The organism is Pseudomonas sp. MH10 (genome assembly GCF_034353045.1).
GTDB lineage: Bacteria > Pseudomonadota > Gammaproteobacteria > Pseudomonadales > Pseudomonadaceae > Aquipseudomonas.
Window position 1 is genome coordinate 4764637 of record NZ_CP133783.1, and the last position, 25020, is coordinate 4789656.

Annotated in this window: 25 protein-coding genes; 12 read left to right on the forward strand and 13 right to left on the reverse strand. The window is 56.8% G+C overall.

Annotation, left to right across the window (positions count from 1 at the left end; translation table 11 throughout):
* Window positions 1-6: 6 nt before the first annotated feature.
* Complete coding sequence (locus RHM59_RS21450) at window positions 7-372, reverse strand: MGMT family protein (protein ID WP_322285340.1); 366 nt, start codon at window positions 370-372, stop codon at window positions 7-9.
* Between the two features lie 133 nt (window positions 373-505).
* On the opposite strand from RHM59_RS21450, the gene RHM59_RS21455 reads away from it, so the two are divergent.
* Window positions 506-1513, forward strand: coding sequence for a DUF481 domain-containing protein (locus tag RHM59_RS21455; protein ID WP_322171108.1), 1008 nt, complete (start codon window positions 506-508; stop codon window positions 1511-1513).
* 127 nt (window positions 1514-1640) lie between these two features.
* On the opposite strand, the gene RHM59_RS21460 is transcribed toward RHM59_RS21455, so the two are convergent.
* A complete protein-coding gene (locus tag RHM59_RS21460) occupies window positions 1641-2399 on the reverse strand; it encodes an SDR family oxidoreductase (protein WP_322166005.1) in 759 nt (252 codons plus the stop codon).
* Between the two features lie 87 nt (window positions 2400-2486).
* On the opposite strand from RHM59_RS21460, the gene RHM59_RS21465 reads away from it, so the two are divergent.
* The 8 genes from RHM59_RS21465 to RHM59_RS21500 all read left to right on the forward strand — a co-directional run bounded on the left by RHM59_RS21465 (window position 2487) and on the right by RHM59_RS21500 (window position 9310).
* On the forward strand, window positions 2487-3218 hold the full coding sequence (locus RHM59_RS21465; protein WP_322166004.1) for a HugZ family protein: 732 nt from the start codon (window positions 2487-2489) through the stop codon (window positions 3216-3218).
* A gap of 65 nt (window positions 3219-3283) precedes the next feature.
* Window positions 3284-3766, forward strand: a complete 483-nt coding sequence (locus RHM59_RS21470; protein ID WP_322166003.1) for an FxsA family protein — start codon at window positions 3284-3286, stop codon at window positions 3764-3766.
* A 268-nt stretch (window positions 3767-4034) separates the two neighbouring features.
* Entirely contained in the window at window positions 4035-4328 is a 294-nt protein-coding gene (locus RHM59_RS21475) for a co-chaperone GroES (RefSeq protein WP_322166002.1), read from the forward strand.
* Window positions 4329-4379: 51 nt separating this feature from the next.
* A complete protein-coding gene (gene groL, locus RHM59_RS21480) occupies window positions 4380-6023 on the forward strand; it encodes a chaperonin GroEL (RefSeq protein ID WP_322166001.1) in 1644 nt (547 codons plus the stop codon).
* A gap of 167 nt (window positions 6024-6190) precedes the next feature.
* On the forward strand, window positions 6191-6874 hold the full coding sequence (gene colR / locus RHM59_RS21485) for a two-component system response regulator ColR (protein ID WP_299832022.1): 684 nt from the start codon (window positions 6191-6193) through the stop codon (window positions 6872-6874).
* Window positions 6864-8177, forward strand: coding sequence for a HAMP domain-containing sensor histidine kinase (locus RHM59_RS21490; RefSeq protein WP_322285341.1), 1314 nt, complete (start codon window positions 6864-6866; stop codon window positions 8175-8177). The genes colR and RHM59_RS21490 overlap by 11 nt, the downstream gene beginning before the upstream one ends.
* Before the next feature lie 207 nt (window positions 8178-8384).
* Window positions 8385-9101, forward strand: a complete 717-nt coding sequence (locus RHM59_RS21495; protein ID WP_322285342.1) for a lipopolysaccharide kinase InaA family protein — start codon at window positions 8385-8387, stop codon at window positions 9099-9101.
* Complete coding sequence (locus RHM59_RS21500) at window positions 9101-9310, forward strand: hypothetical protein (protein ID WP_322165998.1); 210 nt, start codon at window positions 9101-9103, stop codon at window positions 9308-9310. The genes RHM59_RS21495 and RHM59_RS21500 overlap by 1 nt, the downstream gene beginning before the upstream one ends.
* 112 nt (window positions 9311-9422) lie before the next feature.
* Here RHM59_RS21500 and RHM59_RS21505 read toward each other — a convergent pair whose 3' ends face one another.
* The 8 genes from RHM59_RS21505 to RHM59_RS21540 all read right to left on the reverse strand — a co-directional run bounded on the left by RHM59_RS21505 (window position 9423) and on the right by RHM59_RS21540 (window position 19327).
* The gene (locus RHM59_RS21505; RefSeq protein ID WP_322285343.1) at window positions 9423-10520 is read right to left on the reverse strand and encodes a DUF1513 domain-containing protein; all 1098 of its coding nucleotides are present in this window, start codon (window positions 10518-10520) and stop codon (window positions 9423-9425) included.
* Between the two features lies 1 nt (window position 10521).
* On the reverse strand, window positions 10522-11595 hold the full coding sequence (locus tag RHM59_RS21510; RefSeq protein ID WP_322285344.1) for an imelysin family protein: 1074 nt from the start codon (window positions 11593-11595) through the stop codon (window positions 10522-10524).
* A gap of 104 nt (window positions 11596-11699) precedes the next feature.
* Window positions 11700-13112: a di-heme oxidoredictase family protein gene (locus RHM59_RS21515; RefSeq protein WP_322285345.1), complete on the reverse strand. Its 1413-nt coding sequence runs from the start codon at window positions 13110-13112 to the stop codon at window positions 11700-11702.
* Window positions 13113-13315: 203 nt separating this feature from the next.
* The gene (locus RHM59_RS21520; protein ID WP_322285346.1) at window positions 13316-14644 is read right to left on the reverse strand and encodes an imelysin family protein; all 1329 of its coding nucleotides are present in this window, start codon (window positions 14642-14644) and stop codon (window positions 13316-13318) included.
* Window positions 14645-14817: 173 nt separating this feature from the next.
* Window positions 14818-16869 carry a putative bifunctional diguanylate cyclase/phosphodiesterase gene (locus RHM59_RS21525; RefSeq protein WP_322285347.1) on the reverse strand — a complete coding sequence of 684 codons (2052 nt, stop codon included), beginning with the start codon at window positions 16867-16869 and terminating at the stop codon, window positions 14818-14820.
* A 306-nt stretch (window positions 16870-17175) separates the two neighbouring features.
* Window positions 17176-17772: a superoxide dismutase gene (locus RHM59_RS21530; protein WP_322184957.1), complete on the reverse strand. Its 597-nt coding sequence runs from the start codon at window positions 17770-17772 to the stop codon at window positions 17176-17178.
* 528 nt (window positions 17773-18300) lie between these two features.
* Window positions 18301-18903 (reverse strand): LysE/ArgO family amino acid transporter, encoded by a 603-nt coding sequence (locus tag RHM59_RS21535; protein ID WP_322285348.1) that lies wholly within the window; start codon window positions 18901-18903, stop codon window positions 18301-18303.
* Window positions 18904-18928: 25 nt separating this feature from the next.
* Window positions 18929-19327, reverse strand: coding sequence for an ACT domain-containing protein (locus RHM59_RS21540; protein WP_322165990.1), 399 nt, complete (start codon window positions 19325-19327; stop codon window positions 18929-18931).
* 103 nt (window positions 19328-19430) lie between these two features.
* Here RHM59_RS21540 and RHM59_RS21545 point away from each other — a divergent pair, with 103 nt between their 5' ends.
* The 3 genes from RHM59_RS21545 to RHM59_RS21555 all read left to right on the forward strand — a co-directional run bounded on the left by RHM59_RS21545 (window position 19431) and on the right by RHM59_RS21555 (window position 22328).
* The gene (locus tag RHM59_RS21545) at window positions 19431-20330 is read left to right on the forward strand and encodes a LysR family transcriptional regulator ArgP (protein WP_322184959.1); all 900 of its coding nucleotides are present in this window, start codon (window positions 19431-19433) and stop codon (window positions 20328-20330) included.
* 57 nt (window positions 20331-20387) lie between these two features.
* Complete coding sequence (locus RHM59_RS21550; protein ID WP_322285349.1) at window positions 20388-21380, forward strand: NAD(P)-dependent oxidoreductase; 993 nt, start codon at window positions 20388-20390, stop codon at window positions 21378-21380.
* A 78-nt stretch (window positions 21381-21458) separates the two neighbouring features.
* Window positions 21459-22328 carry an ATPase gene (locus tag RHM59_RS21555; RefSeq protein WP_322285350.1) on the forward strand — a complete coding sequence of 290 codons (870 nt, stop codon included), beginning with the start codon at window positions 21459-21461 and terminating at the stop codon, window positions 22326-22328.
* A gap of 61 nt (window positions 22329-22389) precedes the next feature.
* Here RHM59_RS21555 and RHM59_RS21560 read toward each other — a convergent pair whose 3' ends face one another.
* Genes RHM59_RS21560 through RHM59_RS21570 form a run of 3 tightly spaced genes read right to left on the reverse strand, consistent with a single transcriptional unit; the run spans window position 22390 to window position 24953 of the window.
* Window positions 22390-23439 (reverse strand): alkene reductase, encoded by a 1050-nt coding sequence (locus RHM59_RS21560; protein ID WP_322165986.1) that lies wholly within the window; start codon window positions 23437-23439, stop codon window positions 22390-22392.
* A 16-nt stretch (window positions 23440-23455) separates the two neighbouring features.
* Window positions 23456-24622 carry an MFS transporter gene (locus RHM59_RS21565; RefSeq protein WP_322285351.1) on the reverse strand — a complete coding sequence of 389 codons (1167 nt, stop codon included), beginning with the start codon at window positions 24620-24622 and terminating at the stop codon, window positions 23456-23458.
* Window positions 24623-24650: 28 nt separating this feature from the next.
* Window positions 24651-24953, reverse strand: a complete 303-nt coding sequence (locus RHM59_RS21570) for a metalloregulator ArsR/SmtB family transcription factor (RefSeq protein WP_322285352.1) — start codon at window positions 24951-24953, stop codon at window positions 24651-24653.
* Window positions 24954-25020: the final 67 nt, after the last annotated feature.

Sequence of the window (25020 nt, forward strand, 5' to 3'; positions counted from 1 at the left end):
CGCACTCTAACCGCTGTGCTCTATCGGACGCCAGCCATGGCGCTGCATATCTATCCGATTATTCGAGACAGTGACGCCTTCCGCCCGCAAACGGGCACGCTGTTCGTCGCCCGAAACCGTGCCTGCGGGTAAACGGATTATCCCGCCAGCGGCCACCACTCGGTGCCAAGGCAGGGTGGTGCCGTCGGGTAATTGGCTTAACGTGCGCCCGACCCAGCGCGCAGCTCGTCCCAGTCCAGCCATCGCCGCCAGTTGTCCGTAGCTCACCACCTTGCCTTCCGGAACCTGATGCAAGGTCAAATAAAGCGCGGTACGCCGAATCTCGGCGGGCGTCGGGTGTGGAGTGCCTTGCGATGCGATTGGGTCAATCACGCGTTCGTCCTGTTACATAACGTTGGTCGGATCATGAGGAACTCCGGCGGATGTTCCGGGTCATTGAACACAGATTGTCGTCCTTGGGGGATGATGCCCGATTTATGCAAGAACTCGAGCCTTGCCGACGCTTATGTTGTCTAGAACCCTGTTGTGCCTCTGTATTACCAGTGTTTCCATGCCGCTTCTCGCCGACACCGTCTGGATGAAGAACGGCGATAAGCTGACCGGCAAGATCTCTGTTTTCGACGGCGGCAAGCTGTTGCTGCAGACCGACTACGGCGGCGCGATTCCGCTGGATTGGAAGCAGGTCAAAACCCTGCAAAGCGATCAGAAGTTGCTGGTTAAACAGGACCAGTACACGGGCGAGATTGCCAAGTCGTTACAACCTGCCGAAGAGGGTAAGGTGATCTTGGCTAACGGCGAAGCACCCAAGACGGTAGAACTTTCCAGCATCCAACAAATCATGAAACCCAAACCAGTGATCACGGACCTGGTCTGGAAGGGCAACATTGACGCCGCGTTGGATTTTCAACGAGCGGAAAACGATACCGACGATTACAACATCGCTTTCAAAACGTCTGCGCGTCATGGCTTCTGGCGGCATAACGCCAAGGGCGAATACAACCGCGAAACCCAAGATAATTTGGTGAGCACCAACAACTGGAGTGCCGAGTATTCCATCGACCGCTTCCTGACCGATAAATGGTTCTGGGAAGGTCGCTTGACGTACAAACGCGACTTCGTTGAAGACCTCGCTCGTCAGCGTGTGGTGGGTACGGGCCCAGGCTATCAATTCTGGGACGATGAGTTGGGCGCGTTCTCGCTCGGATCATTGATTAACCGGACTGACTATGAATACGCCAGCGGCCAAAAAGACAACTTTTATTCGGCCGCAATCAAGTGGGATTACAACCGTTTCCTGATTGGCAAGAAGGTCGAATTCTTCACCAACGGTGAGCTGGGTAAACCACTAAGTGGTGTGGCGGACTACAGCTTGGATTCCGAGGTGGGCTTGCGCTACAAAGTAACCGAGTGGGCTTCGCTTAATCTGAAAGCAGAGAAAAACGTGATCAGTGGCGCATCAGAGGGCGACCTGAACAAAACCCGTTACACCGCAGGGTTTGGCGTGACTTGGTAACGGGCCCAGTCTTTAAGAAGTTGGCGTCTCTTTTTCGCGAATGAACTCGCTCCCACAGGGGTTACAGCGTCTGTAGGAGCGAATTTAGTCGAGAAGGGGCTGGGTCAGTTAGCCAATAGTCGCGGTGTTAAACCCGTAACCCGCCATCCAATTCCAGAATCCGGCCGCTGAAGTAGTCGTTCTCCAAGATATAAGCCGCCGAGTGAGCGATTTCTTCTGGTTTGCCCATGCGCTTGAGCGGAATGCCCGAGGTCATTTTTTCCAGCGCTTCTGGTTTCATGCCGAGGGTCATTTCGGTTTCGATGAAGCCCGGTGCAATAGCCGCTACACGAATACCATAGCGCGCCAGCTCTTTGGCCCACGTCACAGTTGCTGCTGCAACGCCGGCCTTGGCCGCCGAGTAGTTGGTTTGCCCGACATTGCCTGCGCGGGAAATTGAAGAAATGTTGATGATCGCGCCGGAGTTTTTCAGCTCGATCATTTTCGCCGCCACTTCGCGGGTACACAGGAAGACGCCGGTCAGGTTGACGTCAATCACCGCTTGCCATTGGGCTAGCGACATTTTGGTCATTTCGCCATCCTTGACCTTGATCAACAGCCCATCACGTAGAATCCCGGCATTATTGATAAGGCCGTGGATTGCACCAAAGTCATTAGCGACCTGAGCGACCATGTGGGTCACTTGTTCTTCGTTGGCGACGTTACACAGATAAGACCGTGCTTCTACGCCCAAGGTTTTGCACGCAGCAACCGCTTGTTCGAGCTTTTCCTGGTTCAGGTCGACCAAGGCGAGTTTCATGCCTTTGCCCGCCAGATATTCGGCCATCGAGCGACCCAAGCCCTGGCAACCGCCAGTGATAATTATTATCTTGTCTTTCAATTGCATGTGCGTGGCCCAATAAACAATCGGTGGTGCTGCGAAAAATTCTGAGTGGCCGTCAGTGTTCGACGGACTCTTCATTAGGAGACAAATATGAGCGCGAAAGCCGGTAAGCATGCCCGAGAACTGTTACTCAAGGAATACCGCGGCGCGCTGTCCACGCATTCCAAGTCGATGCCTGGCTTTCCGTTTGGCTCCGTCGTGCCATATTGCATGGACGATCAGGGTCGGCCGTTGATTCTGATCAGCCGTATTGCTCAACACACGCATAACCTGCAGCAAGACCCCAAATGTTCGCTGCTGGTAGGTGAGCGCGGCGCAGAAGATGTGCAGTCAGTGGGGCGGGTGACGGTAATGGCCGAAGCCGAGAAGATAAAGGACGCTGTAGCTATTGAAGCGGCGGCCCGGCGTTATTATCGTTTCTTCCCGGAAGCGCAGAGCTACCATAGCGCCCATGATTTCGATTTTTGGGTATTGGTGCCGGTGCGGTATCGTTTCATTGGCGGTTTCGGCGCAATCCATTGGCTCGACGACGTGGCATTGGCGAACCCCTTTGCGGATGCGGCCGAGACCAGCATGGTCGAGCACATGAATGAAGACCACGCCAAAGCCATCGCCCACTATGTGGACCTGGCCGGTCTGCCGCAGACGCCACCCGCTGTAATGGTGGGCGTTGATAGCGAAGGCATGCACCTGCTTATAGGACAGGGCATTCACTGGCTGCCGTTTGCACAGCCCTGTAATACGCCGACACAAGTGCGCGAAGCCTTGGTTCAACTGGCTCATGCCGAAAAATGGCCGGTCGACGAAGAGCTGGAAGCTTGAATTAACGGTTTTGCGACGTCACATAGGTTTTATTGGAAGTCATCTTCCGTTGAGGAACTCATTTGATGCGTGTTTTTCTGTTGTTGTTTGTGCTGTTTCCGATGTTGGAACTGTTCGTTCTGATCAAAGTCGGCATGGCCATAGGGTTTTTGCCTACCATTTTGCTGGTGGTTGCCAGTTCGATGCTGGGCGTGTTCTTGATTCGCGTGGCGGGTTTCGCGACGGCTCTGCGCGCCCGTGAAAGCCTTTCGCGAGGCGAACTGCCGGCTCAGGAAATGCTTGAAGGGTTGATGATTGCCGTCGGCGGTGGCTTGTTGTTGCTGCCGGGCTTTATCAGCGACGTATTAGGCGTCATATGCCTGTTGCCGATCACGCGTCGGCTGCTGGTCAATAAGCTGCGCACCCGTGCAGAGGCTCAGGCTACGCGCCAACGTGCGTTCGCCGATGACCCCTATGCTGGCGATGGCTCAGGCCGTCCAGGCATGACTCCGCCGGGCAATCGCCAGCCGAACGTCATCGAAGGTGAGTTCGAGCATCGCGACAAGTAATAGGCGTAACGGCTCAAGCGGCGGCTTTTAAGGCTGTCAGGGCCGTTGTGTTCGTTATAATCGTTCTGACGAATCGCAAAAAAATGTCGTCTCAAGCCTTGTAATCACCTTGCTCGCCCTTATGTATGGGTCACCGCAAGGTTTCTGGTGGATTTGCCAGACCGTATTCTGCGTTTCGCTTGTCGAACCGCAACCGGCCACGCCGGATGTTCTAACTCACCGGTGTTTTCACCGGGACGTTCAAAACCATAATTAGGAGAGATCGACAATGAAGCTTCGTCCTCTGCATGACCGCGTCGTAATCCGTCGCAGCGAAGAAGAATCGAAAACCGCTGGCGGTATTGTTTTGCCAGGTTCGGCTGCTGAAAAGCCTAACCGTGGCGAAATCCTTGCTGTAGGTACCGGCCGCGTGCTGGACAACGGCGAAGTACGTGCGCTGGCTGTGAAAGTGGGTGACAAAGTGGTGTTCGGCCCGTATTCCGGCAGCAACACTGTGAAAATAGACGGCGAAGACCTGCTGGTGATGAGCGAGAACGAAATTCTCGCAGTCGTCGAAGCCTGAGTATTTCCCGCGAATTTCCCATTACTACAAAGTATTTAAGGAATCACGATCATGGCTGCAAAAGAAGTTAAGTTCGGCGACTCAGCTCGTAAAAAAATGCTCACCGGTGTAAACGTCCTGGCTGACGCAGTTAAAGCGACCCTCGGGCCTAAAGGCCGTAACGTCATCATCGAAAAAAGCTTTGGCGCTCCACTGATCACCAAAGACGGTGTGTCGGTTGCTAAAGAGATCGAACTGAAAGACCGTTTCGAAAACATGGGCGCGCAGCTGGTCAAAGACGTTGCTTCCCGTGCAAACGATGACGCAGGCGACGGCACCACTACTGCTACCGTTCTGGCTCAGTCGATTGTTAACGAAGGCCTGAAAGCTGTAGCTGCCGGCATGAACCCAATGGACCTCAAGCGCGGCATCGACAAGGCGACCATCGCCATCGTTGCTGAGTTGCGCAAGCTGTCCAAGCCGTGCACCGACACCAAGGCAATCGCTCAGGTGGGTACCATCTCCGCTAACTCCGATAGCTCCATCGGCGACATCATTGCCGAAGCTATGGAAAAAGTGACTAAAGACGGCGTTATCACCGTTGAAGAAGGCACTGGCCTGGAAAACGAATTGTCTGTTGTTGAAGGCATGCAGTTCGACCGTGGTTACCTGTCCCCGTACTTCATCAACAAACCAGACACCATGGTTGCCGAGTTGGACAGCCCGCTGATTCTGCTGGTCGACAAAAAAATCTCGAACATCCGCGAAATGCTGCCAGTTCTGGAAGCAGTGGCCAAAGCTGGCCGTCCGCTGTTGATCGTTGCTGAAGACGTTGAAGGCGAAGCCTTGGCGACTCTGGTTGTGAACAACATGCGCGGTATCGTGAAAGTTGCAGCTGTTAAGGCTCCAGGTTTCGGCGACCGTCGCAAAGCCATGCTGCAGGACATCGCTGTTCTGACTGGCGGCACTGTTATCTCCGAAGAAATCGGCCTGAGCCTGGAAACCGCTACCCTGGAACACCTGGGTAATGCCAAGCGCGTTGTGCTGAACAAAGAAAACACCACCATCATCGACGGTGCTGGCGTTCGTTCCGACATCGACTCGCGTATCGCTCAGATCCGCACGCAAGTAGCAGACACCACGTCTGACTACGACAAAGAAAAACTGCAAGAACGTCTGGCCAAGTTGTCTGGCGGCGTTGCAGTCATCAAAGTCGGCGCCGGTTCCGAAGTCGAAATGAAAGAGAAAAAAGCACGCGTTGAAGACGCCCTGCACGCTACTCGTGCAGCCGTTGAAGAAGGCGTTGTACCTGGCGGCGGCGTAGCACTGGTTCGCTCCCTGCAAGCCATTGCTGACTTGAAAGGCGACAACGCTGATCAAGACGTCGGTATCGCTCTGCTGCGTCGCGCTGTAGAAGCTCCACTGCGCCAGATCGTTGCCAACTCCGGTGACGAGCCAAGCGTTGTTGTCGACAAGGTCAAGCAGGGTTCGGGTAACTTCGGTTACAACGCTGCTACTGGCGAATACGGCGACATGATTGAAATGGGCATCCTTGACCCGGCTAAAGTGACTCGCTCTGCGCTGCAAGCGGCGTCGTCGATTGCCAGCTTGATGATCACTACCGAAGCGATGATCGCTGAAGTGGTTGATGACAAGTCATCTGGCGGCGGTATGCCAGACATGGGCGGCATGGGTGGTATGGGCGGCATGATGTAAGCCAGCTTTACCCCTTCGCTTTACCCCAAGAAAACCTCGCCTCGTGCGGGGTTTTTTTATGTTTGGGGCGGGCCCTGGCCCCACTCGACCGTTAAGACTGGTCGAACGCCTCACGACGCCTTAAGCTGCGCCAGCTTCAAAGGCCATAACTGCATACGGAGACCCTCATGCGAATCCTGCTGGTTGAAGACAATCGCGACATCCTGGCAAACCTGGCTGACTATTTGGGTTTGAAGGGATACACCGTCGATTGCGCGCAAGATGGTCTTTCCGGTCTGCATTTGGCAGCCACCGAACATTACGACCTGATCGTGCTCGACATCATGCTGCCTGGCATCGATGGCTACACCCTGTGCAAGCGCCTGCGCGAAGATGCACGCCGCGACACGCCAGTGATCATGCTGACGGCCCGCGACCAATTGGATGATCGGCTGCAGGGCTTCCGCTCTGGCGCCGACGATTACCTGCTTAAACCCTTCGCCTTATCTGAGCTGGCCGCACGCATCGAAGCGGTATTGCGTCGCGCCCAAGGCGGCGGCCGGCGTACGTTAACGGTGGCTGATCTTGTGTATGACCTCGATACCCTGGAAGTCAGCCGCGATGGGCGTCTGCTCAAACTCAACCCGGTGGGCCTCAAACTGCTGGCGGTGTTGATGCAGAAAAGCCCACATGTGTTGCGTCGAGAAATTCTCGAAGAGGCCTTGTGGGGTGATGATTGCCCGGACAGCGACAGCCTCCGTAGCCACGTGCACCAGTTGCGTCAGGTGATCGACAAGCCTTTCGCCAAACCCTTGCTGCAAACGGTACACGGCGTGGGTTACCGCTTGGCCGAGGGTCGTGATGGAGTTTAAGCAAAGCCTTGCCCAGCGGATCATCATCGCCTTTGCGTTGATGAGCGCATTGGTGGCGGGGTCCTTCGCACTGGGCATCGTTGCAACAGTTCACCTGGTCGAAGAGAAATTGATTTCCTCGGGTCTGGGTGGGGATCTCAACCGCTTGCTGCTGATGGACAGCGTCGGTGACTGGAGCCATCGCCCCGAACCGGATCAATTGTTTTACTACAGCAATGGCCGCGGTGACTTCGCGCTGCCCAGGGATTTGCGGCATCTGGGTCCGGGCTTCCACGAGGTCTTCCGTGAAGACCTGTCTTATCACGCCATGGTCGAAATCGTCGACGGTCGGCGTTATGTGCTGTTGCAGGATCAAAGCGATTTTGAAGAGCGTGAACGGGTGTTGTTCGCTGTGGTGCTGGTCGGGTTCGTCCTTGCCTTGGCCTTGGCGGTGTTCCTCGGCTGGGTATTGGCCCGTCGGGTGATGGCGCCGGTCGTACGCTTGGCCCGGCAAGTGCGTCACCGCGATCAATTGCTGGGGTTGGCGCCACCGTTGGCGCCGGACTACGCCGCCGATGAAGTGGGTGAGCTGGCAACCGCCTTCGATGCCACGCTGGGGCGCCTGCGTCAGGCGTTGACCCGCGAGCGGCTGTTCACCAGCGACGTCAGTCATGAGCTGCGTACACCGCTGATGGTGCTCGCCAGTTCCTGTGAGTTGCTGTTAGAGAACCCTGAGCTTGATCACCGCGCCCGCACTCAGGTTCAGCGCATTGCACGTGCCTGTGAAGAAATGCGCGATTTGGTGCAAACCTTCCTCATGCTGGCGCGCACGCAACGCGACGAAGCGGGGGCATCTAAAATCTCCCTGAACGCGGTGGCTGAACAGTTGATTGCACTGTGGCGGGAGCCTATCGAACGTAAAGGCCTGATCTTGGAGTTCCATCCGGGGAATCCATCACCCGCCACCTACAACACGACCTTTTTATTGGCTGTGATGGGTAACTTGCTACGCAACGCACTGCATTACACCGACCAAGGCTTTATTCGTCTGACCCTTGAAGCCAATGGCTTTGTGGTCGAAGACAGCGGCGTCGGTATTCCTGAAGAGAAACGCGAGGCGATGTTTCAGCCGTTCGTGCGCGGTAATGAGCAGCGAGGCGAAGGGCTGGGTCTTGGGCTGTCACTGGTTCAGCGGATCTGCGAGAACGAAGGCTGGAGTGTCAGTCTCAGCACCATGGATCCCAATGGCTGCCGTTTTCACGTGGATTTGACGAACATCCTGCTAACAAAAAGGCCCATCAGCGCCTTGTCGCTGTTCGGATAAGTTTCCACGTCTTCCAATGCCCATCTGGCTTGGTTCGAACCTTTTGCTCTCGGCGTTGTCAGATAATCGCAATGAGCGGATCTCACTTTGGTCACCGCCGGTTGCGTGCGTTGCGTTACGGCCCTTGCAGAGATCCACAAGTACCCTAGATTTCCCGGATGTCCCTAAACCAGCGGGCGGGTTATTTATTACGCGTGAGGTAAAGGGATGGCTGTTGATGTTGTAGCTACACCGAATGTTGCACCTCCAGAACGTTTCGCTTACTTCTGGAACCAGCCAGGCGAATGGGTTGAAGAACCCAATCATCGTCGTGGCGGAGAAAGTGGCGTACAGCGGGTGATGTCGGCCAGTGGTCGCTTGCTTTACGTCAAACGCCAAACAGGTCACACCTACAGCTCGTGGCTGCATCCGTTTGGCAGGCCAACGGTGCTGCGCGAGCGCGATGCGTTGGAAAGCTTGCGGCAACTCGGCGTCAATGTGCCCAAGTTGGTGTTCTGCGGTGCAGAACACGATGCGGGCAAGCAATGGCGAGCGCTGCTGGTCACGGCAGCCCTGGACGGTTTTGATGAGCTGGACAACTGGTATGCCGCAGGTGGCCGCGAGCGCTATGGCGAAGCGCTGCATGATCGTGTGCTTGAGGCCTTAGCCGTCACTCTGTCACGCATGCATTTGGGGCGATGGCAGCACAGTTGTTTGTATATGAAACATGTTTTCGTACGGGTCACCGGCGAGGGAAATGATGCCGAGGTGGAGATCGCACTGCTCGATCTTGAGAAATGCCGACGCCGCTGGACGGGTCGCAGTGCAGCCCAGCATGACCTACAGCAGTTGCGCCGCCATTCGTCGTTCAACGACACAGATTGGCTGAAATTGGTCTATTTTTACGAGAATGCGTTTGGCAGCGCTATCAAAGGCTTAAGGTAATGAAACTCGAAATCACCCGAGGTTTGTTCTTGGTTGGCGCACTGGGGATTACGTCCCTTGCCCTGACAGTGTGGGAGCAGCCTGGTCCGAGAATATTGACCGTCCAGGCTGGCATGGGACATTGCCCGGTACCGCATGTGGCCAAGGTCGAACAGTTAACCAAACCGAACCATGATCTGTTGCTGTTCATGTATGGCATGACTCAGTAAGGCGCAGGTGATCTCCACCCCGTCGCGTTGCAAACACAACTGTAGGAGCCAACGTGTTGGCGAGGGTCGTTCGCTTATCGCAGCCTGCGGCAGCTCCTACAGACTGTCTACATCACACCACCTGCACATGGTTATCCCAAAGCCCTGCTGGCAGTTCGAGCGGTGTCGTTAAAATGGGTGTCTGGCGGCAGTCGTAAAACCGGCAACGTCCTTGCCCTGATGTAACCACAAAACCATCCGCTACCGCCCCGACGCCAGCACAATCAGCCAAGGGCGCGTCGAGACGTATTTCACTGCTGTCCAAATCCCAGATAAAAAATCGATTACCGCGTGGTGCGCTGAGAGCAACCAAACGCAGTTCGCTGTGAATGGCAACGCTGGCGGTGTAGTGATTCATTGCCCGGCGCTGGTGATCGGCGACCGGGAATGCGACGAAGGGATTGCCGGGGCGTTTGATGGCCAGCAGCGCAGCACAATCCTGTGCGTCGCCCATGAACTGTTGACCAGAGACCACCGTGCCGTCGCTGGCGATGGCCAAATGTCGGATGCTGTTCATCGGTTGGCGCAGCGTCTCTTTGCTCAACAGCGCGCCGTCTCGCTGCATGAGCACCAGGCTGGGTTGCATGGCATTCAGGTTCATCTCGACCCGGCTTTCTGCCTCAGTTCGAATCCCGCCATTGGCAACGACCAAGGTTTCACCGTTTGGCATCCACGACACTTGGTGCGGGCCAATCCCGTGGGTCGACAGCTCACCGCTGTGTACAAGTCGCTCATTGACGAAACGGTAGACGCCCAGCACGCCGCGTCCCGGATCGGTGGTGTCATTTTCCGTGGCGTAGAGCCAGTCGCCGTCTTTATGAATCGCGGCGTGGCCGTAAAAGTGCCGGTTCGGCAATGAGTTAATCGTTTGCAGCAGGCGCCCGTCACGCACGTCCAGGAGGTAGCTTTCCGTACCGGGCCTGCGCGCGACAAATAGCGCCAGCGGCAAATGGGGATGCTGGATGATGTCGTGACACCGTTGGCCAACCTGGGTGGCAAATACCTGTGTGCCGTTCAGGTGAAAACCCACGGCAAAGTGCTGGCCGTTGCTGTTGTCTCTTGCCGATAGCAGCAGTGGGGCGGACGCTTTATTCCGAAAGACGCTCCAGCCGCCGAGCGTGCAAACGCCCAGCAGCAAACTGCCCATGGCCAATGCCTGACGCCTCAACATGTCAGTCACCGTCGTTGGCGTTGAAGCCAAGTTGAATGCCCAGCGCTTTGGCCAGGTCACCTTCATGCAGGCGATGCAGTGTATTCAAGCTGTCGTAAAACGCATTGAGTTGCTGACGCCCGGCGTCAGTGGCGAGCAACGCTGTCAGCGGTGGTTGCAAGGCGGAAAGCTGCTTGCGGCTGATGGCATACGCGACGTCTATCCGATCTACGATGGGTTTTTGTCCAGCGGACAGCAAGCCACGCAAACCGTGATTATCCACGCCCGTCCAAACCGATTCAGCGCTAAGCAGACTGACTTCCAGGCTTTTCAAAGAGGACTGGCTGCGCCAAGAGTCGGCTTGGAACGGCTGAGGTATGCCTTTGCTCTGGCGACCCAACGGCGTGCCGAGTTTCTTCTTCAAACTGTCCAGTGCCGTGACCTGCACGCTGAGCAACTCGGCAATGGCTTCGTGAGCGTCGGCGTAGCGTTGATTGGGAAACGTGCTCAGCTGCGCGAGCATGCCGTCTGCGCTGTTCCAACGACTGAGGATGTCTTCGGCGAGGGTTTTTTGTCGCTCTCCGATGGCGATCAGTAACGGGCAATACCGAGCTTTTTGTTCGGCATGGGTCATGTCGACCGTGGCGTCATAGAGAATGTATTCGTAGGCAGAGAGGCCTTGCACCACAACGCTGGCATTCTCTAGTGCCGCGGCGTTGATCTGCGGTTGGGCGGTCAATAACTGTTCAACCTGACGTCCGACCAAATTTTTCTTGTCCGGCCAGAACTGCACTTGCCAAGCCCGGTTGCCTTCAGCCAACGGTCCAATCAACAAGGGTTGTAATTCAGCCCAGGCATTTTGAGCCTGGAGGAAGTCGGCACGCGCAGTCTCAAGTTCAGCGTTGCCCTGGCAGAATGCCAAGGCGCTGATTGCTAACTGTCGGTCGGCGTCGACCCAGCGGCTGTAGGTTGGGAGGATCACGTGTTTAGCGATAGCGGCGGAGGTCACCGCCTGCGGATTTTGCGGCGAGCAACCCGCTGACGTGAACGCCGTGAGGGTGGCAAGGGCGGTGAGCAACAATGTGGGGCGGAACATGTCCGTCTCCTATTAAAAAAATTTATGGCTGTGGGAGCGGCCGCCACGTCTTCGATACCGGGCCCATCGCGAGCAAGCCCGCTCAGACGACCTCGTTCAACGCATCAAAGTGAGTTCAAAAAGGCCAACAACGCATCGCGCTGCGTGCTGTCAAACCCGAGTACATGCTGTTGTGCGGTCTGTGCTTCGCCGCCATGCCAGAGCACCGCTTCAAGCAAGTTGCGAGCGCGGCCGTCGTGTAGAAACTGGGTATGGCCGCTGACGGTTTGGGTCAGGCCGATACCCCATAGCGGCGGCGTACGCCAATCTCGTCCCGAGGCCCGAAATTCACTGCGGTGATCCGCCAACCCTTCGCCCATGTCATGCAGCAGTAAATCGCTGTAGGGGCGAATCACTTGGTTGGCCAACTCCGGTTCCGCAGCGTCGGCACGGGTGGTGAATTGAGGTGAATGGCACTGCTGACAGCCGGCCTGATAGAACAGGTTTTTCCCGGCCAGTACCGATGGGTTATCCACGTCTCTTCGCGCGGGAACCCCGAGGTTGCGGCTGTAAAACAACACCAGGCGCTGGATGTTGTCGCTGACCTCGGGTTCGCCGCCATGGGCTGCGTTGCGGCAGTCGGTTTGCGTGACGGTGCAGTCGTCGGCGGCTTTAAGCCCGGTGGTCAGGCCCATGTCGCCAGAGAAGGCATGGGCGTTTTGCTGATCAAGGTTGGGTTGCCCGGCTTTCCAGCCGAAACGTCCGAGGACAAGGTTTTGTTGCGCGTCGTCCCACACCCAATTGGCACGTCCCGCGATGCCGTTTCCGGCAGTGTCATGGGGATCGGCCTGGGCCAAAATCGCTTCCTCGGGAATGGCTTCCAGCAGACCCAGCCCAATCATTGGCGGCGCAATGCGTGCGGAAAATTGTGTCTGCGGGTGCATCGGCCTGTAGCCAAGGTCAGTGATGTGTAGCGTCGGCTTGCGCAACTTGACCTGTGTTCCGTCGGTGAACATGACGGGCAACTCTTCGTAAGTAACCCGAACCTTGCCTTCAGGTATGACGCCGGGGATGGCCATGTCTTGCAGTTGTCCACCGTACACCGGTTCGGGCAGCACGCCGGTTCGTTCGATGGCACTCGCAAACGCGGGGTCATGAGGGATCGATAAACGCACCAGCATCGACACGGCATTGACCGCACCCGGCGCGGGCGGGTGGCCGCGACCGTCTTTAATGTGGCAATTCTGACAGGCGTTGGTATTGAACAGCGGGCCTAGGCCATCACGCGCCGAAGTGGTCGACGGTGCAATCACCCAAGGACTACGAAAGAAGCTGTTGCCGACACTGAAGTCCAGGCGCCGTAGCGGAGACAGATTGGCGGACGGCATGGAGAAGGCATTTCGGTCGGTTTTTTTTACCGTAGCGCTTCCGCCCGACAACGCTTCGCCCGGTTCCGCGTGGGTGAAACGCGGAGCGTCGTCGCAGGCACTCAACAGAATGGCGAGAGTGGAGGGCACAAGGGGGCGTAACGAAAACATACATGTCCTGTGAGAGGTAGGGTGCTTATAAGCACCGCATAGCCCTTTGAATTATTGGTCTTTAAATTGTTGGAGCGCGCTTGCCCGCGATGGATCGCGAAGCGGTCCCAAAAGACTGACTCGGTTCTAGCTCAAAGAATCGAGTCGCTGGTTTTACGACTGCTTGGCAGCCGATCGCGGGCAAGCGCGCTCCCACAGATCTATTAAAACGAATGCTCAGCGTTATCCGGGTTCAGGTCAGTGATGCCCAAGCGGCTAGCCACGTGTTCAATCGCGCCGGTCTGGGTGACCAGCGAAGCAATAGCGTCGCGCACCACCTGATTGCCTTCTGTGTTGCCCGGCGCGATCAGTTGGTCGAAGTGCTCGCCGCGATTGGCCCGATCAACGATCACTTGCAGCTTCGCCTGGGTGCCATTCAGGTCAGACTTGAGCTTTGCGTCAGTGGCGACGTCGATCTTGGCGACCAATGACGACAAGCTTGGCCCGCTGATTTTTTGGCCGTCCACCCGGGTGTACTCACCCAAGTAGACGTTACGAATGCCCAAACCGTTGTAGTAGTGGGAGTGATGAGTGTTGTCACTAAAACAGTCGTGCTCGTCTTCGCTTGAGTGGGCTTCCAGTGCAACTTTCATCCGTTCACCGGCCAGTTCCCCAAGGGACAGGCTGCCCATGCCGAACAGCATTTTGCGCAGGCCGTTTTCGCCCGGTTCAGCTTCCAGCTTGGCACGGTAGTTATCGGCGACGCCGGGCTTCCAGTTGTGGACCATGTCCTCCAGGTCGGTAACCAGCAGATCAGTCACCGCTTTGAGGTATTCACGGCGACGGTCGTTATTGCCTCCGGTAGCGCCAGGACCCTCGATGTAATCGGTAGGCGGGCGTTCGCCAGCGCCGGCGTCGGTGCCGTGCAGGTCTTGGCCCCAGAGCAGGAACTCGATAGCGTGATAACCCGTGGCAACGTTGGCCTCCGAGCCGCCTAGCTCATTCAGGCTGGCGAGTGTTTGAGGGCTTATTTCTTTGACGTCGATGGTGTCTTCGCCGAGCTGAATCTGTGGGTTGGCGATGATGTTGGCGGTCGCGCCCGGATTGCCCAAAGCTGATTGGTAATCGCTGGCCACGTAATCAATCAGCCCTTCATCCAGCGGCCAGGCATTAACTTGGCCTTCCCAGTCGTCGATGACGGTATTGCCAAAGCGAAATACCTCAGTCTGCATATAGGGCACGCGGGCTGCGACCCATGCATCCCGGGCAGCTTTGAGGGTTTTGTCGTTGGGCTTGGCCAGGAAGTGATCGACTGAAGTACGCAGGGTTTTGGCGGTGGATTCGGCATCGCTAAATACCGCAAAGATCATGTTCGTGTAGTTAGCGACTACCGCCTTGGCAGCCGCGTTGTCGAGTGGGCCCGCAGCGGCTGAGCCTGCAGGGGCGTTAACCGGAGAGGGTGCTTTTGCAGAAGCAACCTTGCCTTCGCCACAGCCAGCGAGAGAGACAGCGATGGCCAGCAGACTAGCTGTTGCCAGGGGCATACGAATCATGACGAAATCCTGCGTCGGAAGAGAATAGAACGCGTTAGCACTTATAAAAGCTGCGTCATGATGCGAAAGATATGCAGTTAGCGTAAGGGGAAGAGGGGCAAAAATTGGTTACATGTCATTTCACGATGTAACCGCCAGCTGGGATCGCTGGCGGTTAGCGGGGGCGTTTTGCGTTATATCAATGCTTCGTGAATGCGTTGCGCTTGCTTGAGATACGCCAGTAATTCCCGGGCGGGCAGCGGTTTGCTGTAGAGATAGCCCTGACCTTCGTGGCAGCCCTCGGAAATGATGTAAGCCTCTTGTTCTGGGGTCTCTACACCTTCAGCGATCACCTGCATGCCGAGGCTTTTGCCCAGTTGAATGATGGCCCGAACGATGGTCGCATCGTCGTCATCATCGATCAGGTCTTGCACGAAGCTCTTGTCGATCTTGATCTTGTCCAGCGGCAAGCTCTTGAGGTAACTCAGGGAGGAATAACCGGTACCAAAGTCATCGATGGCGATCAGTGCACCGGAGCGACGCAAGCTCAGCAGGTGTTGAGCGGCGGTGCTGATGTCTTCCATCAGGCCGGTCTCGGTGACTTCCAATTCCAGGCTGCGTGGCGGCAAGCGGTAGATTTGCAGCAGGTTATTGACCACCCGTGGCAGCTCGGCGTGGTGCAATTGCACGGTGGACAGGTTGACGGCCATGCGCAGGTCGCTGAAACCTTGGTCATGCCATTCACGCAATTGCCGGCAAGCTTGATCAAGTACCCATTCACCAATCGCGATAATCGTACCGTTTTGCTCAGCCAGCGGGATGAACAGGTCCGGCGGCACCAGACCGTGTTCCGGGTGTTGCCAGCGCAACAGCGCTTCAACGCCCACCACGCGGTTGTCGCGATAACTGATCTGCGGTTGATACACCAAGTACAACTGGTCGCGTGACAAGGCATCGCGCAGGTCTTTTTCTAGTTCACGGCGGCGACGCATTTCGCTGTCGACGCTGGCGATGTAGAACTGATAGCGGTTGCGCGAACGAGACTTGGCCAACGTCATGGTCTGCTCGGCTTTCTGCAAGAGCTTCTCGGTGCTGTCGCCGTCCTCCGGGAACAGTGTGATGCCGATCGTGGCACGCAGGCGAATTTCCTGCAGGTCCAGGGCAAAGGGTGCTTCGAGGTCGTCGAGAATGTTCTGCGCCAACTCAGCCGCCTCATAGGGCTGCTCAATATCGGCCTGCACCAGCGCGAACTGGTCGCCGCCGAGACGCGCCAAGGCACCCAGGCGTCCGCTATGGCCGCGTAAACGGTCGGCCAGGGCCAGCAATAATTGGTCACCGGTCTGGTAGCTGAATTGTTCGTTGATGCCTTTGAAGTCGTCCAGGCCGACACACAATACGGCGACGCGTCGTTGCAAGCGGCCGGCATCAATAAGAATCTTGTCCAGTTGTTGTTGGAATTGCTGGCGGTTGGGCAGTCCAGTAAGGAAGTCGTACTGCGCCATACGCAACAGGCTGTTTTCAGCCTCGTGACGTAGATGGGTGTTGCGCTCAATGGATGCCAACAGCTGGTTCGCAGTATTGACCCAAACGCCCAGTTCGTTTTTTTCATGGCCTTTGAGCAGCGGCAATTGGTGCTCGCTGGGTCGATCTGGATTGATGTTAGTCAGGTGTTCGATGATTTTCGACAGCGGTTTGGTGAGCAGCCAGTGATAGACCAAGTACAGCACTAAGCCCATGGCCAGGGCGCGCAATACGCCGGAAATAAAGATGATCACCGAGCTGACAATAAAGCTCTCGCCATAGGTCGCGGTGTCGAGGGTGATACGTAGGTCGCCGTAATACTCGCTGTAGGGACCGTGACCCACCAACTGGGTGGTGAAGCTGCGCTCTTGGCCGAGAATTGGATCGGTGAGCCAACGGGTCGGGGTTTTGCGCAAATCTCTGGATTTTTCCGCGAGCATGGTTTCGTTGGGATGGCCGATGGACGCCATGCGCACGGCATTGTCCTGAAACAGGCCTTCGATGACCTGCATGCCCATCTCGCGGTCCAGGCTATAGACCGCCTGGGTCGAGGGGTCGCGGAACATATCGAGAATACGCTCAGCATCGTGAGCGACGGCTTGCCGTGTCTTATAGGCGTCGAAGACGATTTGCGCACAGCTCAATACCACCCCTACGATCAGCGCCGAAAGCAGTACCACCCGAAGCAATTTCACCGACAGGCTGTTTTTAAGTTCCAGCTTCAAATGGTTATTCCTTAATCCGTGCTGGGAGCGCGACCGTCTAGGCGTTGGCAAACAGGACCTGCTCGTCAAAGCGGGCTTCGCAGCCAAATGGCTCAGTAGGCGAATGCCGCTATGACGCCGTTCAGAAAACCGGGATCAGGCTGTATCTACTATGTCGGTCAGGTGCCTAGGGAACTTTAGAGCGGTTGCACGAAATCGTTCAAACTTTGGTATTAGTGCGCTTTTGCAGCCAGACAATAAAGGAAAGAGATAAGTTCAGGCGAAAAAAAACCCGGGGTTAGCCGGGTTTCTTAATGGACGCGTAGCTTAAGCAGTGAAGGCGTGACCTTCGAACTGCTCAGAAACGAACTTCCAGTTGACCAGATTCCAGAACGCTTCCACGTATTTCGGGCGCACGTTGCGGTAGTCGATATAGTAAGCGTGTTCCCAAACGTCGCAGGTCAGTAGCGGGGTGTCGCCACTGGTCAGCGGGTTGCCGGCGCCGATGGTGCTGGCCAGGGCCAGGGAGCCGTCAGCTTTTTTCACCAGCCAGCCCCAGCCGGAACCGAAGGTGCCGATGGAGGTTTTGCTGAACTCTTCTTTGAACTTGTCAAAGGAACCGAACTTAGCGGTGATGGCGTCCGCCAAAGCACCGGTAGGTTCGCCGCCAGCGTTTGGCGCCAGGCAGTTCCAGTAGAAGGTATGGTTCCAGACCTGTGCGGCGTTGTTGAAAATGCCACCCGAAGAACTCTTGACGATTTCTTCCAGGGTTTTGCCTTCGAACTCGGTGCCTGGCACCAGGTTGTTCAGGTTCACGACATAGGTGTTGTGGTGCTTGTCGTGGTGGAATTCCAGGGTTTCACGCGAAATGTGCGGCTGCAGAGCATCGTGTGCGTAGGGCAGCGCTGGCAATTCAAAAGCCATGGTTAATCTCCTAATCAGGTCAGTTGCGGTGAGCGCAAGGCCGATCACGGGCGGCCAGACAAAAACATACGCCGGGGAGTTTGTACTCTTTGCGACGCAAGGCTGGATGATAGCACCGGGGTTGAGCCATAACCACGCAACAACTGTGTGGGATATAGGTTCCAGAGCCTCATTGGGGAATTGATGAGAAATATTGATCAGGGGCACGCGGTCGATAACGGCTTTCTTTTGGAGCGTTCATTCGATGAATGTTTTGTTGCCTGTGGAAGATGCCGCCGTTTTCGGCGCCGCGCTGGCGCGCAGCAAACTGGGTGGCCCCTTATGGGGTTTGAGGTTGCAGCGTGTCAGGACTGAAGCCTTCCCGAATAAATTCGGTCCCACGGATTCTGGAGGTGCGCACGTTTTGTAGGAACTGCCGATGGCTGCGATAGGCCCGAAGGGCCTTCGCCAACAAGCTGGCTCAAATAGTCGCCCGCCTATAGATCGCAAGTGTTGATGAGGGTGCTTTGCGACGATAAAGACACCTCTTCACTGCGCCACGACCAATTGCACCGCGACGCTGAACATCATCACTGTCACCAGTAGATCCAGCAGTCGCCAGGTCGCGGGTCTTGCCAACCATGGCGCTAGCCACGCTGCGCCGACGGCCAACAGGCTGAACCACAACAATGAAGCACTGGCGGCACCGACGACATACGCGCCGGGCACGGTCTGTTGTGCGCCTAGGGATCCGATCAGCAGTACGGTGTCCAAATACACGTGCGGGTTAAGCAGCGTTACCGCCAACGCACTAAGCAGCACCGCACGCCGTGAACGCAGACCAGTTCCTTCGTTCTGTTGCAGGCTTTGCGAAGAACAGGCGCGACGCAACGCTTGGCTGCCGTACCACAGCAAAAAGCCAGCTCCACCCCAGCGGGCAACGGCCAACAGTGTCGGGTTTTGCGCTAATAGATTCGCCAGTCCGAACACTCCAGCAGCAACCAACAATGCATCGCACACAACGCACAACGCCGCCACTGGCAGGTGATGTTCACGGCGTAGGCTTTGCGCCAGAACAAAGGCGTTCTGGGTACCGATGGCCATGATTAATCCGCCCGCGACCAACAGACCATTGAGGTAGCTTTGCCACATGTAATTTGCTCCTGCTCTTGCGGGTTTAGGCATCTGCCGCCAGTTGGCGCAGCACCGACAGGGCCTTTTGCGCATCGTCGATACCGACGAACAGATGGTCGTGGTAGTAACCGGCGATCACGTTGCAACTGATGCCGGCTTGTCCCAGTGCGCTGGCAAAGGCGGCGGTCAGGCCGACGGCTTGCAGCGCCGAATGCACCGTAAGCGTGATCCAGGCCGCGACATATTCGAACTCAAGCCCCAGCGCTTGGGCTTGTTGACGCTCGACGATCACCGTTAACCCTTCTCGCTCGCGGAAGCTGCCGAGGGCTTCAACACCCCTCAATAGGCTCGCGTCGGTGAGCGTGCAGAACACGTACTCGCCGGGATTCAGTTCGGGGCTCATGCTTCTTAACAGCGTGTTGAGCGACGTTTCGCCAGTCATTTGCGGCTCCTTCTCAGCGGGCTATAGCGGTTTATGTGGCAAGTGTGGAGTGCTAGCCTGTATAAGAAAAACCAATATTACTGATCGCTCATTAGAGAAACTGATGTTCGACTACAAATTGCTCTCAGCATTGGCAGCGGTGATTGAACAGGCGGGGTTTGAGCGGGCGGCGCAAGTCCTCGGTCTGTCGCAATCGGCCGTGTCGCAGCGGATCAAGTTGCTTGAAGCGCGGGTCGGGCAGCCTGTGCTGATTCGCGCCACGCCGCCGACCCCGACAGAAATTGGCCGACGGCTGTTGAACCATGTGCAACAGGTCCGGCTCCTCGAGCGCGATCTGCAAAGCCAAGTTCCGGCGTTGGACGATGAAGGCATGCCCGAGCGTCTGCGGATTGCGCTTAATGCCGACAGCCTCGCGACTTGGTGGGCGGCGGTCGTGGGGGACTTTTGCGCTGAGCAGCACCTATTGCTGGACTTGGTGGTCGAAGACCAGGATGTCGGGCTCAAACGCATGCGTGCCGGGGAAGTTGCGGCGTGTTTGTGTGGCAGTGAACGGCCGGTCGCGGGTGCTCGCAGCGTATTGCTCGGCGCCATGCGCTATCGTGCGCTGGCCAGTCCCGCTTTCATCACCCGGCACTTTCCCCACGGTGTGACGGCTGAACGCCTGGCACGCTCGCCAGCATTGGTGTTCGGTCCTGACGATTTCCTGCAGCACCGATACTTAGCGTCACTGGGCGTTGAAGGAGGCTTCGAGCATCATTTGTGCCCATCTTCCGAGGGCTTCTTGCGCATGATTGAGGCCGGGCTCGGTTGGGGGTTGGTGCCTGAAGTGCAAGTGCGCGATCAGACGCAACGCGGTGTGCTGGTCGAGTTACTGCCGGGTCAGCCGATTGATGTGCCGCTGTACTGGCATCACTGGCGCAACGGTGGTCAGTTACTCACGCAGTTGACCGAGCTTCTCACACGACGGGCTGGCGAATGGCTGGTGCCGCTCGCCCCGTCATGAGCGTCATTTGTTTGTAACCAGCAACACCTGTCACACACACAGTTAATGGAGCGGTAAATGAAGATTCTGGTCACCGGCGCAAGCGGCTTTATTGGCGGACGCTTTGCGCGTTTCGCGTTAGAGCAGGGTTTGAGTGTGCGGGTCAACGGCCGTCGCGCCGAGGGCGTTGAGCATCTGGTGCGTCGGGGCGCGGAATTCATACAGGGTGATTTGTCCGATCCCGAATTGGTACAGCGGTTGTGCCATGACGTCGAGGCGGTGGTGCATTGTGCGGGAGCAGTCGGGGTGTGGGGCCGGCGTCAGGTCTTTCAGCAGGGCAACGTTGAGGTGACGGAAAACGTGGTCGAAGGCTGCCTGAAACAGCAGGTCCGACGCTTGGTGCATATTTCCTCGCCATCGATTTATTTCGATGGCCGCTCACACCTGGACATCAAAGAAGAGCAGGTGCCTAAGCACTTCAATAATCACTATGCCGCCACCAAGTACTTGGCTGAACAGAAGGTGTTTGGCGCTGAAGAGTTTGGTCTTGAAGTCATCGCGTTGCGTCCGCGATTCGTGACGGGGGCGGGTGATAACAGCATCTTCCCGAGACTGCTGAATATGCAGCGCAAAAATCGTTTGTCGATCATTGGCAACGGCTTGAACAAGGTCGATTTCACCAGCATCCAGAACCTTAATGAGGTCATCCTGAGCAGCTTATTGGCGGCGGGTTCGGCGCTGGGCAAGGCCTACAACATCAGTAATGGTGCGCCGGTACCTGTGTGGGATGCGGTGAATTACGTGATGCGCCAAATGGACATGCCGCAAGTTACGCGTTATCGCTCTTATGGCCTGGCTTACAGCGCCGCCGCCATGAACGAGGGTGCCTGCCTGCTGTGGCCGGGACGGCCCGAACCGACATTATCGCGTTTGGGCATGCAAGTGATGAGCAAAGATTTCACCTTGGACATCAGCCGCGCCAGGCATTATCTCGACTATGAACCACGTGTCAGCCTATGGGCGGCTCTCGACGAATTTTGTGGCTGGTGGAAAGCGCAACAATCGAATTGACCCCGGTCCGCTTAGTGAGCGGTTCGCGTGGTTATACTGCAGGCCATTTTTGACTCCGCGTCCCATGAAGGTTTAACCATGCGTAACGATCCTCACGACGACTTCGATGATGTGCCGCACCTCAGTGCCAAAGACGACGATGATGATGAATTTGTACCCACCACTACTGGCGGAGCCCGGGACAGTAATACCTTGCACGCGCGCAACGCAGCAACGGTGAAAGTAAAACGCGCCAATACCGGTCCCATCTGGGCCTTGGTCGGTGCGTTGTTCATTGCCTTTATTGGGCTCGCTTGGTGGAGCTTTCAACAGATTTCGTTGATGGAGCAGCAACTGGTGGCGACCCAGGAAAGCTTCGCGCGGATCAGTGAAGACGCCGCTGGGCGCTTGCAAGACATCTCCGGCAAAGTGGTCGCGACTGAATCAGTTGCCTCCAATGGCAGCGAGGCGATGAAGCTGCAATTGCAGAGACTGGAAAGCAAACTGAACGATCAAGGCAAGCAGCAGGAAGGTGTCGCGGGCCAACAAAGCGGCCTCGATAAGCGCCTGCAGCAGATGTCGGCGCAAACCACACAGTTACAGACGCTCAATGCTCAATTGCAGGATCAGGTGAAGAGTCTGACGGGTGAATTGAACACGTTGAAGGGGTCGCAACCTGATTCAAAAGCCATTCAATCGGCTCAGGGTCAACTGGATGCGCAGTTGAAAAACTTGAATGCCGATGTCGCCGCGCTGAAAAAACAGAGCAACCCTAGCGCCGCCATCGACCGTCTAGAGCAAGAGTTACTGGTGCTGAAAAGCGAGCAGGACAACCGCCCGACGGCCCAGGCTCAAGGTGGCGCAAGCACTGCTGAGTTTGATGCGTTTCGGGGGCAGGTGACACGCAACATCAACACTCTGCAAAGCCAGATTCAGAATTTGCAGCAGCAGATCAATACCAGGCAGTAACCACAGACAGAAAAGCCCCGACTCTCGCGAGCCGGGGCTTTTTTATTTCAGCGAGAATGTGTCACAGGCGTGGGTAGTCGATGTAGCCGACTGGGCCTTTTGCGTAGAAGGTGGCTGGAACCGGCGCGTTCAGTGGTGCGTCTTGTTGCAGGCGCTCGAACAGGTCCGGGTTGGCGATGTACGGCACGCCGAAAGCAACGGCATCAGCCTTGCCGCTGGACAGCCAAGCGTTGGCGCTGTCTTTGGTGAAGCTTTCGTTGGCGATGTAGTTGCCGCCGAAGGCTTTTTTCAGTTGTGGGCCGAGGCTGTCGCCGGCTTCTTTTTCTCGGGAGCAGATAAATGCGATACCGCGTTTACCCAGCTCGTGGGCCACGTAGGTGAAGGTCTCGGACAGGTTTTCATCGCCCATGTCATGGATGTCAGCCCGTGGTGACAAGTGCATGCCCACACGACCTGCGCCCCAGACTTCAACCACCGCATCGGTCACTTCCAGCATCAGACGCGCGCGGTTTTCCAGGGTGCCGCCGTATTCATCAGTGCGCTGATTGGTGCCGGTTTGCAGGAACTGGTCAAGCAGGTAGCCATTGGCGCCATGAATTTCAACGCCATCGAAGCCAGCAGCCTTGGCGTTTTCTGCGCCTTGACGGTAAGCATCGACCACATCGGCGATCTCAGCCGATTCCAATGCACGAGGCATAGGGTAATCAGCCAACGGACGAACCAGGCTGACGTGACCTACTGCAGCGATGGCGCTAGGCGCAACGGGTGCTTCGCCATTGAGATACGAAGTGTGGGAAATACGGCCCACATGCCACAGTTGCAGCACGATACGGCCGCCTGCCGCGTGAACGGCTTTGGTGATGTTGCTCCAGCCGCGAACCTGAGCGTCAGACCAAATGCCTGGGGTGTCCGGGTAACCGACGCCCATTGGCGTGACCGAGGTCGCTTCGCTGATGATCAGGCCAGCCGAAGCGCGCTGAACGTAGTATTCAGCCATCAACGCGTTAGGAACACGGCCTTCGTCGGCGCGGCAGCGGGTCAGCGGCGCCATGATGATACGGTTTGGCAGTTGCAGATCACCCAAAGTGATCGGGTCAAAAATGGTCGTCATGATGAATCCTCAGTGATCAGTTGGTAGCAGTTGCCACGTCGGGGTTAACCGGTTGGCGGAAAGTGATTAAGGTCAGTAACAGTGCGATCACGGCCAGCGCTGCGGCGGCCAGCGGTACGCTGTTCAAGCCGAAACCGTGGGCAATCACGCTGCCGCCGATCCAGGCGCCCAGTGCGTTGCCGACGTTGAAGGCGCCGATATTCAAGGTCGAAATCAAGTTGGGTGCGGCTGCGCCGAAGGTCATCACGTTGATTTGCAACGCAGGGACGGCGGCGAAACCGGCGGTAGCCCAGATGAACAGGGTGATTTCAGTCGGGATCAGCGAGGCGCTGGTCCAGGTCAAAATGGTGGAAACTACCGCCATGGTGATGAACACGCCGATCAGCGTCCGTGACATGTTTCGGTCAGCCAGCTTGCCGCCAATGATGTTGCCGAGGGTCAAGCCCAGACCGATCAGCAGCAGGGTCCAAGTCACGCCGCGCGGTGTGACGCCGGTGACTTCGCCCAACAGCGGCGCCATGTAAGTGAACAGTGCAAATACCGACGCGGAAAACATCACCGTCATGCTCAACGATAACCACACGCCAGCACCGTTTAGGGCGGCCAGCTCGGCACGCATGTCGAGTTTTTCTTCATCGTGCTTGGCCGGCAGAAACCGGATCAGGCCGATCAGCGAAATCACGCCGATCACGGTCACCGCGAAGAAGGTCGAGCGCCAGCCAGCGTACTGACCCAGCGCAGTACCCAGCGGCACGCCCAGCACGTTGGCCAGGGTCAGGCCGGTGAACATCATCGCCACGGCCGAAGCCCGACGATTGGGCGCTACCAAGTTGGCAGCCACCACCGAACCAATACCGAAGAACGCACCGTGGCACAGGGCTGTGACGATTCGGGCGAACATCAGCACGTTGTAGTCACTGGCCAGCGCGCAGAGCAAGTTGCCGATGATGAAGATCACCATCAGCGCAACCAGTGCGGCTTTGCGTGGAAGTTTTGCGGTCACCATGGCCATGAACGGTGCGCCGATGGCGACGCCCAGCGCGTACCCGGTGACCAGCCAGCCAGCGCCGGGAATGGAAACACCCAAATCTGTCGCGACCTCGGGCAACAGCCCCATGATCACAAATTCAGTGGTGCCGATGGCGAAGGCGCTCAGGGCCAGCATAAGTAGTGAAAGAGGCACGGAGCATCTCCTTGGAGAAGTTAGAAAATCAGAGCTGTTTACTTATTTCTTTCAGGAACGCCTGGATGGTTTCGTCGTTGCGTCTGAAAAAATGCCACTGGCCCACCTTCTTGGTGGTAATCAGGCCGGCCCGTTGCAACGTCGCCAAGTGCGCAGAAATCGTGGACTGGGAAAGCCCCGCGCGCTGGTCGATTTGCCCGGCACACACACCGTTTTCCAGGGAATGTCCCTGCTCAGGAAAGTAGTGCGCCGAGTCTTTGAGCCACACGAGAATTTCGCGCCGCACAGGGTGGGCCAGGGCTTTTATTATTTCGTCGAGGTCGATAGGCATGTCGTTCTCAAATCGTGGAATAACGCTATATCGCGATGCAGCGAACTTTATATTGGTATTTCGCGAT

What these genes read in the sequence shown, in the direction of transcription:
- RHM59_RS21455 (WP_322171108.1), top strand. Translation starts at nt 506, where the DNA reads ATGTTGTCTAGAACCCTGTTGTGCCTCTGTATTACCAGTGTTTCCATG.
- RHM59_RS21460 (WP_322166005.1), bottom strand. Translation starts at nt 2,399, where the DNA reads ATGCAATTGAAAGACAAGATAATAATTATCACTGGCGGTTGCCAGGGC.
- RHM59_RS21465 (WP_322166004.1), top strand. Translation starts at nt 2,487, where the DNA reads ATGAGCGCGAAAGCCGGTAAGCATGCCCGAGAACTGTTACTCAAGGAA.
- RHM59_RS21470 (WP_322166003.1), top strand. Translation starts at nt 3,284, where the DNA reads ATGCGTGTTTTTCTGTTGTTGTTTGTGCTGTTTCCGATGTTGGAACTG.
- RHM59_RS21475 (WP_322166002.1), top strand. Translation starts at nt 4,035, where the DNA reads ATGAAGCTTCGTCCTCTGCATGACCGCGTCGTAATCCGTCGCAGCGAA.
- groL (WP_322166001.1), top strand. Translation starts at nt 4,380, where the DNA reads ATGGCTGCAAAAGAAGTTAAGTTCGGCGACTCAGCTCGTAAAAAAATG.
- colR (WP_299832022.1), top strand. Translation starts at nt 6,191, where the DNA reads ATGCGAATCCTGCTGGTTGAAGACAATCGCGACATCCTGGCAAACCTG.
- RHM59_RS21490 (WP_322285341.1), top strand. Translation starts at nt 6,864, where the DNA reads ATGGAGTTTAAGCAAAGCCTTGCCCAGCGGATCATCATCGCCTTTGCG.
- RHM59_RS21495 (WP_322285342.1), top strand. Translation starts at nt 8,385, where the DNA reads ATGGCTGTTGATGTTGTAGCTACACCGAATGTTGCACCTCCAGAACGT.
- RHM59_RS21500 (WP_322165998.1), top strand. Translation starts at nt 9,101, where the DNA reads ATGAAACTCGAAATCACCCGAGGTTTGTTCTTGGTTGGCGCACTGGGG.
- RHM59_RS21505 (WP_322285343.1), bottom strand. Translation starts at nt 10,520, where the DNA reads ATGTTGAGGCGTCAGGCATTGGCCATGGGCAGTTTGCTGCTGGGCGTT.
- RHM59_RS21510 (WP_322285344.1), bottom strand. Translation starts at nt 11,595, where the DNA reads ATGTTCCGCCCCACATTGTTGCTCACCGCCCTTGCCACCCTCACGGCG.
- RHM59_RS21515 (WP_322285345.1), bottom strand. Translation starts at nt 13,112, where the DNA reads ATGTTTTCGTTACGCCCCCTTGTGCCCTCCACTCTCGCCATTCTGTTG.
- RHM59_RS21520 (WP_322285346.1), bottom strand. Translation starts at nt 14,644, where the DNA reads ATGATTCGTATGCCCCTGGCAACAGCTAGTCTGCTGGCCATCGCTGTC.
- RHM59_RS21530 (WP_322184957.1), bottom strand. Translation starts at nt 17,772, where the DNA reads ATGGCTTTTGAATTGCCAGCGCTGCCCTACGCACACGATGCTCTGCAG.
- RHM59_RS21535 (WP_322285348.1), bottom strand. Translation starts at nt 18,903, where the DNA reads ATGTGGCAAAGCTACCTCAATGGTCTGTTGGTCGCGGGCGGATTAATC.
- RHM59_RS21540 (WP_322165990.1), bottom strand. Translation starts at nt 19,327, where the DNA reads ATGACTGGCGAAACGTCGCTCAACACGCTGTTAAGAAGCATGAGCCCC.
- RHM59_RS21545 (WP_322184959.1), top strand. Translation starts at nt 19,431, where the DNA reads ATGTTCGACTACAAATTGCTCTCAGCATTGGCAGCGGTGATTGAACAG.
- RHM59_RS21550 (WP_322285349.1), top strand. Translation starts at nt 20,388, where the DNA reads ATGAAGATTCTGGTCACCGGCGCAAGCGGCTTTATTGGCGGACGCTTT.
- RHM59_RS21555 (WP_322285350.1), top strand. Translation starts at nt 21,459, where the DNA reads ATGCGTAACGATCCTCACGACGACTTCGATGATGTGCCGCACCTCAGT.
- RHM59_RS21560 (WP_322165986.1), bottom strand. Translation starts at nt 23,439, where the DNA reads ATGACGACCATTTTTGACCCGATCACTTTGGGTGATCTGCAACTGCCA.
- RHM59_RS21570 (WP_322285352.1), bottom strand. Translation starts at nt 24,953, where the DNA reads ATGCCTATCGACCTCGACGAAATAATAAAAGCCCTGGCCCACCCTGTG.